The organism is Flavobacterium taihuense (assembly GCF_019351435.1).
Taxonomy (GTDB): Bacteria; Bacteroidota; Bacteroidia; order Flavobacteriales; family Flavobacteriaceae; genus Flavobacterium; species Flavobacterium taihuense.
On the sequence record NZ_JAHWYN010000004.1, the window covers coordinates 86,914 to 100,565 of the forward strand.

Here is a 13,652-nt window from a genome sequence, read left to right on the forward strand (position 1 = left end):
AACAAATTACATTAACAACCAATTAATTATATTTATTAAAACGTGGGTAGTAGCACTTTGTCTAATACATGTATGATTCCATTGGAGCATTGAACATCGACTGCAATGATATTGCAATTTCTGCCGCTCACATCCAGCAAGCGTGTAGGGGTAAATTTTACGGTAATATCTTGTCCTGAATAAGTGGTTACAACTTGATCATTTGTCAATTGACTTGATGGTACATTAGCACCAGCGACTACGTGATATTTTAATGTTTTTTCTAATACATTGGCAGGAATTGCAGCTAATCCAGAATAATCAGTTTCTGTTAAGAAAGCTCCAAATGCATCATTTGTTGGTGCGAAAACGGTAAAAGGTGAACTTGCAGTTCCAGATAAGATACCAGCAAATCCTGATGCAGGATTATAGGTTAAAGCCGCTACTAATGTTGTGAAATTTGGGTTGGCAGTAGCGTGATCTACAATAGTAGGAAGCCCTATTACTGCATCTACAACATGTATAATCCCATTTGTTGCCATGATATCAGCAGTAACCACTTTAGCTACTCCATTTAGTTTTACGCCGGATGAAGTGTTGACATACATACTTAGAGTATTGGTGGTTGATGCTCCACCTTTGGCCATAGTTTTTATGTAACCCGTTGTTAAATCGGTCGATTTTACTTTGCCACTTACTACGTGATTGAGCAATATTTGTGTTAGAGCTTCTTTTGGGACGTCTTTGATTGTTGCGTAGGGAGTGGTTTTGAGGAAAGCGGTAAATGCAGCATTCGTTGGTGCAAATACTGTATAGGGACCAGTTCCTTTTAGGGTCGACGTTAAATCAGCTTTTGTTAATGCTTCAACTAACATTGAGAAATCGGCATTACTTGACGCAATTCCCGTAATAGTATTATCTGCAACAGGTGTTGGAGTTGTGTCGTCATCATTGTTGCATGATGTGCCAATAATTATTAGAAGGGCTAAAGCTATTACCTTTTTGAATTTCAATAAATTTTTCATGATATTAATTGTTAAGTGTTGATTATTAGTTGATTATTGCTTAACAAAGCTAACTATAATATTTTTATTTTGTTTATAGTTATTAAAAAAAAATTAAACAATTAATGATAATTTATGTTTTTATTTAATTTTGTTTAAGTGTCAATTTTGATTTGTAACTTTATAATTAATGCGTTGTATTTTAGTTATTTATGATTTTTCGTTGGCTTTTTACTCTTCTTTTTTGATTTATGTTTTTTTTAAAATATTAAACAAAATTTAATTTTTTTTGTTTCTTTTTTTTTAATGAATTCCGATACGTATTGAGATACAATTATAAAGTCTGTTATGATTTTTGATTATTAAGTTTTGTGTACTTTTATAAAATAATAGCGGCTTGTCTTCTTATTGTTTTTTTAATAATTTAATTGAAATTGTATGTTAACTATTTTTAGAGTGATAATCCTTTTTTTTTGTTTCCAAAATGTTTTTTCCCAAACTGAAAATAATCCAGTAGATGCAAATGGAAAAAAGCATGGTGTTTGGAAAGGATTTTACGAAGAATCTGGTAGATCCAGATATGAAGGAACTTTTGAACACGGTAAAGAAGTTGGTGTTTTTAATTTTTTTGACGATACAAAAGCGAAATCAACTATAGCCACAAGAACTTTTAATGAAAAGGATAATTCATGTTATACAATTTTTTATGATCAGAACAAAAATGTTGTGAGTGAGGGTAAAGAAGTCAATAAATTACGTGAAGGCCCATGGAAATACTATCATAAAGCTTCAAAAGCAATTATGACATTGGAGAATTATAAAATAGGAAAACTTGAGGGTACACGAACAGTATATTATCCTAACGGTAAAATTGTAGATGAAACCATTTATAAAAATGGATTGAAGAACGGTGTCTATAAAAAATATTCGGAGAAAGGTATTGTTTTGGAATATAGTTTTTTTAAAAATGGCGAGTATGAAGGCGAGGCAATATATAAAGATCCAAATGATCTTGTCATTGCGAAAGGGATGTTTAAAAATGGTAAAAAAGTTGGGAAGTGGCAATTTTTCGTCAATGGGAAATTAACCAGTGAAGAGAATATGGACAAACCTAAAAAACCGCAATTAAAAAGGGATAAAGTAAAAATTGATTAAGGTCTTTGGAATTGTGGATTGATTTCTTATGGCATTAGTTCGTGTTATTGTTGCATTGTTTTCATCAATCCTGATGTAGCTATAAGTAGGTTTATTATTTGTACTTTTGCAAAAGATTAAAATGTAAACAATCAATTTTTTGACAATGAAACGTGTAGTTGTAGGTCTTTCGGGAGGTGTAGATTCAAGTGTTGCAGCTTATTTGTTGCAACAACAAGGATATGAAGTTATAGGTCTTTTTATGAAAAATTGGCACGATGATTCGGTGACAATTTCTAATGAATGTCCTTGGTTGGAAGATAGTAACGATGCTTTATTGGTTGCTGAAAAATTAGGTATTCCTTTTCAGACAGTTGATTTAAGCGAACAATATCAAGAAAAAATTGTCGATTATATGTTTAGTGAGTACGAAAAAGGGAGAACTCCAAATCCTGACGTACTTTGTAACCGCGAAATAAAATTTGAGGTTTTCATGAAAATTGCCTTAAGCCTTGGTGCCGATTATGTAGCTACTGGTCATTATTGTCGAAAAGGTGAAATAGAAGTGAATGGTGAAAAAGTATACCAGCTTCTCGCAGGTGTTGATAATAATAAAGATCAATCTTATTTTTTATGTCAATTGTCTCAAGAACAATTGTCAAAAGCATTGTTTCCAATTGGTGAATTGACAAAACCCGAAGTACGCGAAATAGCTGCTCAAATGGAATTGGTTACTGCCGAAAAGAAAGATTCACAAGGATTGTGTTTTATTGGCAAAGTACGTTTGCCTGAGTTTTTACAACAAAAATTGCAGCCGAAAGAAGGCACAATTATCCAAATTGATAAAAATGATTCGGTGTATTCATACGATATGCAAAACGAATTGTCCGTTGAGGAACAATTACTTTTTGCTTCCAGAAAAATGCCTTATACTCCAAAGATGGGTAAAATAATGGGAAAACATCAAGGAGCTCATTATTTTACGGTTGGTCAAAGAAAAGGACTTAATGTTGGCGGAACTACTGATCCATTATTTGTTATAGCCACAGATGTTGAAACCAATACCATTTACACAGGGTTGTCCAGTATGCATCCCGGTTTATTCAAAAAAGCGTTGTTTATAGAAAAATCTGAAGTACATTGGATTCGAGAAGATTTGGCTTTGGCCAATGGAGAAACGATGGAAGTAATGGCTCGCATTCGTTACAGACAGCCTTTGCAAAAAGCCACCTTGTTTCAATTTGAAACCGGTATGTATATTTCATTTGAAGAACCACAATCTGCCATTACTGAAGGGCAGTTTGCCGCCTGGTACCTAAATGATGAGCTAATTGGTTCTGGGGTTATTTCTTAAATCAAAATCTTAATTCTGGCAAGACATGAAAAAAATAGTGTGTTTTATTTTGTTCTTTTCCTGTTTTGTGGGGTTTTCTCAAGAAGATGCTTGGGTGTATTTTAATGCCAAAAATAATTCTCAAACATATTATGACAATCCTTTGGAAATGCTTTCGCAAAAAGCGTTAGACCGCAGAACCAAGCAAGATATAGTTTTGGACTTCAAAGATATTCCGATTGATAAAAGTTTTATTAGTCAGGTAAAAGCAGTGTCAGGAATTACGGTCTTGGCACATTCCAAATGGTTGAATGCTTTGCATATTCGCGGGACTCAAGCGACAATCAATTCTTTAAAATCTTTTTCGTTTGTGGATAAAATTGATTTTGCCAATAAATCACTCAATACCACTGGAAGGAAAACAACTGAAGACAAAATAAAAGTTGTTACTAAAGCACTGGAAACAAAAGTTGATTTGACTTATGGAAGTTCAGCAAACCAAATACAAATGCTTCGTGGTGATGTTTTGCATCAACAAAACTATACGGGTTCAGGTAAAATAATTGCGGTTATGGATGCCGGTTTTCCAGGTGTTAATACTACTCCACCATTTCAGCGGTTAAGAGACAATAACCAAATTTTGGGTGGTTATGATTTTGTGAATAGAAATGCCAATTTTTATATAGGAAACTCACATGGTGCTATGGTTCTTTCTTGTATGGGAGGTTATAAAAGCAATGCTCTTGTTGGGACTGCTCCAGATGCTTCGTATTATTTATTTATCACAGAAGATGCTTCCTCTGAAAATCCTGTAGAAGAATCCTATTGGGTGGAAGCAGCAGAGAAAGCGGATAGTTTAGGAGTCGATGTTATTAACACTTCATTAGGCTATTTTGAGTTTGATAATACCACTTACAACCATACTTATACTGAAATGGACGGAAAAACGGCATTTATGACGAGGGGCGCTGAAATTGCTTTTTCTCGCGGAATGATAGTTGTGGCTGCAGCGGGGAATGAAGGAGCAACAGTAAATCCTCATATTGCAGTGCCTGCAGATGGTATTTCGGTACTCACGGTGGGCGCGGTAAATGCTACAAAAACGGTAACTAGTTTTAGTTCCATCGGCTCTTCATTTGACGGAAGGGTAAAACCGGATGTTATGGCACAAGGGGCAGCTGTTGTTTTATCGGATCCTTCGGGGAATATAGTAACAGCGAATGGAACTTCGTTCTCGAGTCCGATTACAGCAGGAATGGTGGCTTGTTTGTGGCAGGCGTTTCCCAATAAAACCAATCGAGAAATTAAAGATTTAATTATAAAATCAGCCGATCGATATAGTATTCCTAATAATCAATATGGGTATGGAATTCCAGATTTTAGCTTGGCTTTGTCCAACGGATTAGGAGTAAATGATTTTTCAAAAAATGATGTTTTTGTGTATCCTAATTTAACAAGTGATTATGTTACTTTTTCTATATCGACTACTTTTCGTAAAGGAATAATTAGGTTTTATGCACTAAATGGACAAAAAGTTTTGGAGAAATCAATCACTGATGAGTTTTTATTAGTATCTCTAAGAAACTTGCAATCAAGTGTTTATATTTATAGAATGGTCTGTAATGGAATCGTTATAACCGGAAAGATTATCAAGCAATAGTTCTAATAAGAGATTCTAAGAAATTAGTATTTTTTTGGAATGCTCAAAAATGGATTTAAATTAGATAAAAAATGTCTTTTTTTTAATCTTAGAACCTTAGTATCTTAGCACCATAGAAACTTTTTATATGAACAAAATTACAAGCCTTTTCAACATTAAATATCCTATTATTCAGGGAGGAATGATTTGGAATAGCGGTTATAAACTAGCCAGTGCCGTTAGTAATGCAGGTGGTTTGGGCTTGATAGGAGCGGGTTCTATGTATCCGGAAGTATTGAGAAAGCATATTCAAAAATGTAAAAAAGCAACAGATAAACCATTTGGTGTCAATGTTCCGATGTTGTATCCCAACATTGAAGAAATAATGAAAATTATTGTTGACGAAGGGGTTAAAATTGTTTTTACATCAGCGGGAAATCCTAAAACGTGGACTCCTTTTTTGAAAGAAAACGGAATAACAGTTGTGCATGTAGTAAGTAGTTCTCTTTTTGCCTTAAAAGCCCAAGATGCGGGAGTAGATGCTGTTGTTGCCGAAGGTTTTGAAGCTGGTGGACACAATGGGAGGGAGGAAACCACGACTTTTACTCTAATTCCGATGGTAAAAGAAAAAATTTCGATTCCGCTAATTGCTGCGGGAGGGATTGCAACGGGTCGTGGAATGTTGGCGGCGATGGTTCTTGGGGCAGATGGAGTTCAGGTTGGAAGCCGATTTGCCGCTTCATTGGAATCTTCTTCACATCAAAATTTTAAACAAACCATTCTTGAGGTTCAAGAAGGTGGTACTCAATTAACTTTGAAAGAATTGGCTCCTGTTCGTTTGATAAAAAATAAATTTTATCAGGATGTTCAACAATTGTATGAAAAATGTCCTAGCAAAGAACAATTAACCACTTTATTGGGAAGAGCAAGAGCCAAACGAGGAATGTTTGAAGGAGATTTAACGGAAGGTGAATTGGAAATTGGTCAAATAGCGGGATTAATCAAAGAAATATTACCGGCAAAAGACATAATCAATTCGATGATAGCGGAATTTGAGGAAGCAAAGCAAGAAGTAGTTTTTTTTGATTTTTAAAATGGTTATATTTGTTATTACGCAAAATTTTATAATATGGGTAAATTAAAAATTGGATTTCTATTACTGTTTCTCTTTTTGGGATTAAATCGAGGATTTAGTCAAAACTATAAATTCAAAACCACAGGTTTGAGCGTTTCTGTAAAAGGAGAAAACGGTAAATTTGGAGATTGGAGCGAATTAAAACCTGTAAGTATAGTGGTTAATTTGGATTCAAAAAAAAATAGAATTGTTATTTATTCAGAGGTAATTCAGTTGTTTGAAATTGTTGAATATCTTCCTACTGAAGAAAATGAAACCGATCTTGTTTATCCATTTGTTTGTAAAGACAACAATGGAGAAGATTGTACGCTGTCTTTTATTACTAGAAAAAAACAACAAAATAGGAAACAGTTGTACGTCAAATATGATAATAGGGTGTTAGCTTATAATATTGTCAATTTTGAATAAAATTGATTTTGGTAAGTTTTTTAAGTCGTTAAATAAATTACTATTTTCTACTATTTTTTAATTCTAATTTGCATTGCATAATCATAAGGGTCTAGTGGTACAAAGACAATGTTTTCGGATTTTACAAAAGGTAAATAGGCTTTGATTTTCTCGGGGGTAAATCGTTGTGACCAAAACTTTTCTTTGGTTGCTGTGAAGCTGTCGTTAGCATTTGTAATTATTTTCATTCCCATTTTGAGGTAGGATTGCTCTTGTTTTTTTCGGGTGTTGTTATTGTCGATGTAACAGGCGCCAAGGATTATTTCCCCGTTTGGCTGAAGCAATGAATAAGCTTTTGAAAAAATAGCCGTGAATTTTTCATTCTTCGATAAATCTAATCGTTTGCTAGAATCATTATACTCGCTAAAAGGAAATTCTTCTGGATAAAAATTACCTGGTGTAAACCACGTGCAAATAATCAAATCATATTTTTTTTGCAATTGGTCTAAGTTTATTGCGTCTAGTAAATGTACTTTTAGTTTGTCTTCGATTTGTAATTCTTTTGCCGTGGCTTGTGACAGTTTTATGCAGGCTTCGGCATTATCAGTGCCTTCGAAACTTTCTATCATTCGCCACATTTCTGGGATAGCGCTCATATGACGGGCTATTCTGGCACTTCCTATTCCGATGTCTAATAACGATAAAGGACTTCCTTTTTTTAGATATACTTCGGAGATGACTTTTTTGAGTTCCGTAAATTCGGCCCATTGCGCTTGTAATAAATCTTCGGATAGATATTGATCGTCAAATGATTTTTGGACGGTATTTTCGTTATCGTACATGTTCATGGTCAGCGGTTTGATGCTCAAATTTAGTATTTATTTTCTTTTTTTTGACAAATAAAATGAATGTTTTGTAGTGAAAAGACAAATAATATAAGAATTTATTTGTTTTTTTTTGTCCTTTCCTTAAATTATGAAAACTAAGGTTTTTATTTTATAATTAGTGCTTGATAGCAGTGAGCGTGAGGGATAGAACAAGGCGCCATGCGCTCGTGATAGCCTGACCGCAGTAGGGAAAGAGGCCGATTACCCACAAGATAAGTTAGGCCTGTTTTCCTAATGGGGTCACGCCCTGATAATTTTGATGATTTGATAATTTATGATTAAGAATAGATTAATTTATTGCTTTGTATTTTTTGTTTTACGGTTTTTTTACAAGATAAAGTGTATTTTTGTGTACCATTTAAAATGTATTATGAGAAAAATTGTTTTGTTTTTAGTATGTGTTTTTGCTATTCATAGTCAAGCACAACAGCGACCAAAGTTGGTTGTTGGAATTGTTGTAGATCAAATGAAAATGGAGTATTTGTATCGGTTTTCGGATGATTTTTCTTCCAACGGTTTTAAGAGACTGATGGGGAATGGCTTTACTTTTTATAACATGAATTATAATTATGTACCTACATTTACGGCTCCTGGTCATGCTTCTATTTATACGGGTACCACTCCCGCAACGCATGGAATTATTGGAAATGATTGGTACATTCGTTCGGCTGGCAAAAGCATGTATTGTACAGATGATGCCAGTGTAAAAACGCTGGTGGAAGGTACAGAAAAGGAAGGCGCAATGTCTCCAAAAAATCTTTTGAGTACTACGATTACGGATGAATTGCGAATGGCAACAAATTTTAATGGAAAAGTAATTGGTTTGAGTATTAAGGATCGTGGGGCTATTTTGCCGGCGGGTCATTTTGCGAACTGGGCATTTTGGTGTACTAAATCAGGGGCGTTCATTTCAAGTAGTTTTTATGGAGATAAAATGCCGGATTGGGTTACTCAGTTCAATGCTGAAAAGAACTATATGAAATATATCAATAAAGGATGGAGTTTATTGAAACCAGTTGAAACCTATAACGAAAGTTTGCCTGACAATAATCCATATGAAGGACGATTAGATAAAACTTTGCCTCCTGTTTTTCCTTATGATTTGAATAAAATTTATAAAGAAACTGGAATGGAAGTTTTAAAAACAACTCCATTTGGAAATGATTTTTTGGCTGAATTGGCGATGCGAGCGATAGATAAAGAAGAATTGGGAAAAGATAATACTACTGATTTTTTGACAGTAAGTTTTTCATCAACTGATTATGTAGGACATACTTTTGGTCCAAGGTCTATGGAAATTCAAGATACTTATTTGCGTTTGGATCTAACCATTGCTTCATTTTTGGATTATATGGACAAGACTGTGGGCAAAGATAATTATTTGGTTTTCTTGACTGCCGATCATGCTGTTGCCGAGAACCCTATTTATTTGAAAGATCACAAATATAATGTAACGAACGTACCTTCAAAGGAAACTTTTAATGCACTTACTAAATTTTCAACGGATACATATGGGGTTAATTTAGTTATGAATTACTCTAATTTCAATGTTTTTCTGAACAGAGATCTTATAAAGGAAAAAGGACTGGAACTAATTAAAGTGAAACAAAGTTTCAAAGACTTCTTGATGACATTAGAGTATGTAAAAAGAGTATATACTCAAGAAGAGATTTTGGGGGCTACCGGTCAAGATTATTATTTGAATTTTATTTTTAAAGGATATGATCCTAAACTAAGTGGAGATCTTGTTATTCTTCAAGGTACAGGATATTTGGAAAGTATTGAAACTGGAACTACCCACGGAACTCCTAATAGTTATGATACCAATGTACCATTGATTTTTTATGGTTGGCACGTTCCAAAAGGGGAGTCTAATAAGAAAGAGTACATTACAGAAATAGCTCCGACACTTTCTAAAATGTTAAAAATTACGGCACCAAACGGAACAGAATCCGAAGTTTTAGAAGAATTGTTCGTTAAATAATAATTTATTTTTCACATAACTTAAATCCCATTCGCTTCTGTGAATGGGATTTTTAGTTTTATTGCTTTTTTTCTTATTTTTGAAATAGTGTTTTAGAATTGAACACAATTAAATTTGAATTGTTTAATTAATCCAGGTTTTAAATATGATGAAGATTATCAAAGTATTTTTATTGTTATTTGTAATCAGTATAGTTTCATTTTTATTGTATATAAAGTTGGCTTTGCCTAATGTAGGAGAAATGGAATATCTCAGTGTCAAGCCTACAGCAAGCAGATTACAACGCGGAAAGTATTTGGCTAATCATGTTTGTGTTTGTGTAGATTGCCATTCAACCAGAAATTGGAATGAGTTCTCAGGGCCATTGTTAGATGGGACTCTAGGAAAAGGAGGAGAAGTTTTTGATCAAAGATTTGGTTTCCCGGGTAGTTTTTATTCTAAAAATATAACGCCTTCCGGCATAGGTGATTGGACAGATGCGGAAGTTTTAAGAGCAATTGCCTGTGGGGTTTCTAAAAATGGCAATGCGTTATTTCCAGTAATACCTCATCCTCATTTTGGGCAAATGGATAAGAATGATTTGGAATCTATCATTGTTTATTTACGAACGTTAAAGCCTATTGAAAATAAAGTTCCAGAATCGAAAGCTGATTTTCCAATGAATTTTGTTATTAATACGATTCCAAAAGAGGCTCGTTTTTCGAATAAGCCAAATGAAAATGATGCCGTTGCTTACGGTGGCTACCTATTTAATGCTGCTTCTTGTTCTGAATGCCATTCGAAACAAGAAAAAGGAAAACCAATTGAAGGCATGGAATTGGCAGGTGGTTTTGAGTTCCCAATGGTGACTGGTGGTATTGCACGTTCGGCTAATATAACTCAGGACAAAGTTACTGGAATTGGCAAATGGACAGAAGCTGATTTTGTTAGACGTTTTAAGTCATATACCGATAGTACTTATGTTCCTAATAAGATTTCAAAAGGACTTTTTAATACGGTTATGCCTTGGACCATGTATGGAGGGATGAAAGAACAGGATTTAAAAGCAATTTATGCCTATTTGAAAACGATAAAACCGATACACAATAGTGTTGAGAAATTTACAAATCCTTAACGTTGCATATAAAAATAATCCCGAAACTTTGATGGTTTCGGGATTGTCTTTTTTAAACTGTTGCTGTTATTTCTACTGGCAATGGAATCTGATTTTGAAGTAAGTCTTCAAATTTTTCGTGTGCTCTGATTAAATAGCCTTGTCCATTCATCCATAAAACCTCTGCAGGTTTGTATCTTGAATTATAATTGGAAGACATTGAGAAGCAATAAGCTCCAGCATTACGGAAAGATAAAATATCACCTTCTTTAATTTCAGAAATTCTTCTGTTGGTTGCAAAAGTATCTGTCTCACAAATATATCCTACAACAGAGTAAAAACGTTCTTTTCCTTTTGGATTTGATATGTTTTCGATAAAATGTTGTGAACCATAAAGCATTGGTCTAATCAAGTGATTGAAACCACTGTCTATACCTGCAAATACAGTAGAAGTTGTTTGTTTTACTACGTTTACTTTAGCCAAAAAGAATCCAGCTTCACTTACTAAAAATTTACCTGGTTCGAAAATCAAAGTCAAATCTTTTCCGTATTCAGCACAGAATGCGTTGAATCTTTTTGATAATTTTTTACCTAGTTCATCAATATCAGTAGCAATATCATCTTTTTTGTAAGGAACTTTGAATCCACTTCCAAAATCTAAAAATTCTAAATTTTTGAAGTTCTTAGCAGCGTCAAATAAAATTTCCGCGGCATATAAAAATACTTCAATATCTAAGATGTCAGAACCGGTATGCATGTGAATACCTACAATATTCATGTTTGTATTCTCAACAATACGAACTAAATGTGGTAATTGATGTACAGAAATACCAAATTTACTGTCGATATGACCCACTGAAATATTGGCATTTCCACCCGCCATTACGTGTGGGTTGATACGAATACAAACAGGCACATGAGGGTGTTTTGCGCCAAATTGTTCCAATATGGATAAGTTGTCAATATTGATTTGTACTCCCAAGGCGTGAACCTCTTCAATTTCTTCGAGAGAAACACCATTTGGAGTGTAAAATATTTTTTCTGGTGCATAACCAGCATGTAAACCTAACAGTACTTCTTGAATAGAAACAGTATCTAATCCAGATCCCATATCTCTCAATAATTGGAGTATGGCAACATTAGACAATGCTTTCATTGCGTAATTGATGCGTAAATTAGGTACTTTAGAAAAAGCCTTCGTTAATCGATTATACTGTGATTGTATTTTTTCTGCATCATACACATAAAGTGGACTTCCAAATTGTTCTGCTAAGTGTAGTAAATCGTTTGCTTGCATCTTGATATTGCTTATTATTTTTGACAAATTTATTATTCTTTCGTATTACGACCAAACAATTTGTTGTTATTTAACAAATTATAACAAATTGTTTAAATTATAACAAATAGTTCTTATTTGTGCTTTTTTTTAACTTTAATTAAAAACTAGGTTCTGTGTTATATATTTAGTATGAATACTTATAATTGGTGTAAATACCGATTAATTAACATTTTTTTTATAGAATAATTATATTTTTAACTAAGTTTATAATCTGATTGATTTAAAAAAAGAAATCCCTTGATAAAAATGATATCAAGGGATTTTATAAAATTATTTTAATTGTTATAAACTAGGGAGATCACCATTACCTTTTGTTGGTAAATTAGTGAATCCCATTAAATATAAATCAACTTCTCTCGCTGCTTCACGCCCTTCAGATATTGCCCATACGATCAAAGATTGACCTCTTCTCATATCACCGGCAGTGAAAATATGCGGGACATTAGTTTGGTATTTTGTTGCTTTATAATTGCTTCTTGCGTCAATTTCTAGGCCCAATTGTTCTGCTAATGTTTTTTCTGGACCTGTAAATCCAAGAGCTAACAAAGCCAAATCGCAAGGCCAGATTTTCTCAGAACCTTCTTTTTCGATAAGTTCGGGTCTTTGTCCAGGTGTCATTTTCCATTCCACTTCAACGGTTTTCAATCCGACTAATTCACCTTTTTCGTTAGCAAGAAATTCTTTAGTATTAATTAACCAGTTTCTGTTGCAACCCTCTTCGTGTGATGAAGATGTTTTTAATTGCAACGGCCAAAATGGCCATGGTGTAGATTCGCTTCTTCCTACTGGAGGTTTTGGCATGATTTCAAAATTAGTCACTGATTTTGCTCCGTGTCTGTTTGAAGTTCCTACGCAATCTGATCCAGTGTCTCCACCACCAATAACGATTACATCTTTTCCGGTTGCTAATACTTGATCTTCAATTTTTTCTCCGTACAATACTTTGGTTTGTTGCGTCAAGAAATCCATAGCTTGAACAACACCTTTACTGTCGGCACCTTTAGTTGGTAAGCCTCTTTTTTCAGTTGCTCCGCCGCATAATACGATAGAATCGAAAGCTTTTAATTCTGCTACACTAAAATTAACTCCTACGTTTACATTCGTTTTAAAAGTGATGCCCTCTGCTTCTAATACTTTTACTCGTCTGTCGATAATTCCTTTTTCTAATTTGAAATTTGGAATTCCATAACGTAATAAACCACCGATTGCATTGTCTCTTTCAAAAACAGTAACCGTATGACCCGCACGATTCAATTGTTGTGCAGCAGCCAATCCAGCTGGGCCAGATCCAATCACGGCCACTGTTTTTCCTGTTCTTTTCTCTGGAATTTGAGGTTTAATCCAACCTTCAGCAAAACCTCTTTCGATTATATTTTTTTCAATATTTTCAATTGCAACAGGTTCACTGATAATTCCTAATACACATGACTTTTCGCATGGGGCAGGGCATAAACGACCTGTGAATTCAGGGAAGTTATTTGTAGATTGCAGAATTTGCAATGCACTTTCCCATTCTTCCTGGTGTACCATGTCATTAAAATCAGGAATTAAATTTCCTAAAGGACAGGCACTATGACAAAAAGGAATTCCGCAATCCATGCATCTGGAACCTTGTTCTTTGATTTTTTCTTTTGTTAACGGAATTGTAAACTCATTATAATTTGATACTCTTTCTAGAACAGCAACGTTACTTTCGTCGGCTCTATTATATTCTTTAAATCCACCTATTTTACCCATG

Annotated in this window: 11 protein-coding genes; 7 read left to right on the forward strand and 4 right to left on the reverse strand. The window is 34.0% G+C overall.

The genetic code is table 11. From position 1 onward, the window contains the following. Window positions 1-35: 35 nt before the first annotated feature. Window positions 36-1,004, reverse strand: coding sequence for a fasciclin domain-containing protein (locus KZH69_RS05730; protein ID WP_219316491.1), 969 nt, complete (start codon window positions 1,002-1,004; stop codon window positions 36-38). 417 nt (window positions 1,005-1,421) lie between these two features. On the opposite strand from KZH69_RS05730, the gene KZH69_RS05735 reads away from it, so the two are divergent. The 5 genes from KZH69_RS05735 (at window position 1,422) to KZH69_RS05755 (ending at window position 6,632) form a co-directional block, all read left to right on the forward strand. After that, complete coding sequence (locus tag KZH69_RS05735; RefSeq protein WP_219316492.1) at window positions 1,422-2,138, forward strand: toxin-antitoxin system YwqK family antitoxin; 717 nt, start codon at window positions 1,422-1,424, stop codon at window positions 2,136-2,138. 145 nt (window positions 2,139-2,283) lie between these two features. Further along, window positions 2,284-3,471 carry a tRNA 2-thiouridine(34) synthase MnmA gene (mnmA, locus tag KZH69_RS05740; protein WP_219316493.1) on the forward strand — a complete coding sequence of 396 codons (1,188 nt, stop codon included), beginning with the start codon at window positions 2,284-2,286 and terminating at the stop codon, window positions 3,469-3,471. 25 nt (window positions 3,472-3,496) lie between these two features. Continuing rightward, the gene (locus tag KZH69_RS05745; RefSeq protein WP_219316494.1) at window positions 3,497-5,110 is read left to right on the forward strand and encodes a S8 family peptidase; all 1,614 of its coding nucleotides are present in this window, start codon (window positions 3,497-3,499) and stop codon (window positions 5,108-5,110) included. Between the two features lie 127 nt (window positions 5,111-5,237). Continuing rightward, on the forward strand, window positions 5,238-6,182 hold the full coding sequence (locus tag KZH69_RS05750; protein ID WP_219316495.1) for an NAD(P)H-dependent flavin oxidoreductase: 945 nt from the start codon (window positions 5,238-5,240) through the stop codon (window positions 6,180-6,182). Between the two features lie 36 nt (window positions 6,183-6,218). After that, complete coding sequence (locus KZH69_RS05755; protein WP_219316496.1) at window positions 6,219-6,632, forward strand: hypothetical protein; 414 nt, start codon at window positions 6,219-6,221, stop codon at window positions 6,630-6,632. A gap of 50 nt (window positions 6,633-6,682) precedes the next feature. Here KZH69_RS05755 and KZH69_RS05760 read toward each other — a convergent pair whose 3' ends face one another. After that, window positions 6,683-7,459, reverse strand: coding sequence for a methyltransferase domain-containing protein (locus KZH69_RS05760; RefSeq protein WP_219316497.1), 777 nt, complete (start codon window positions 7,457-7,459; stop codon window positions 6,683-6,685). Between the two features lie 409 nt (window positions 7,460-7,868). Here KZH69_RS05760 and pafA point away from each other — a divergent pair, with 409 nt between their 5' ends. Further along, entirely contained in the window at window positions 7,869-9,482 is a 1,614-nt protein-coding gene (gene pafA / locus KZH69_RS05765) for an alkaline phosphatase PafA (protein ID WP_219316498.1), read from the forward strand. A 145-nt stretch (window positions 9,483-9,627) separates the two neighbouring features. After that, the gene (locus KZH69_RS05770; protein ID WP_219316499.1) at window positions 9,628-10,596 is read left to right on the forward strand and encodes a c-type cytochrome; all 969 of its coding nucleotides are present in this window, start codon (window positions 9,628-9,630) and stop codon (window positions 10,594-10,596) included. 52 nt (window positions 10,597-10,648) lie between these two features. Here the strand turns inward: KZH69_RS05770 and lysA are convergent, their stop codons facing one another. Beyond that, the gene (gene lysA / locus KZH69_RS05775; protein WP_219316500.1) at window positions 10,649-11,872 is read right to left on the reverse strand and encodes a diaminopimelate decarboxylase; all 1,224 of its coding nucleotides are present in this window, start codon (window positions 11,870-11,872) and stop codon (window positions 10,649-10,651) included. A gap of 324 nt (window positions 11,873-12,196) precedes the next feature. Then, on the reverse strand, window positions 12,197-13,651 hold the full coding sequence (locus tag KZH69_RS05780; protein ID WP_219316501.1) for a glutamate synthase subunit beta: 1,455 nt from the start codon (window positions 13,649-13,651) through the stop codon (window positions 12,197-12,199). Window position 13,652 lies beyond the last annotated feature (1 nt).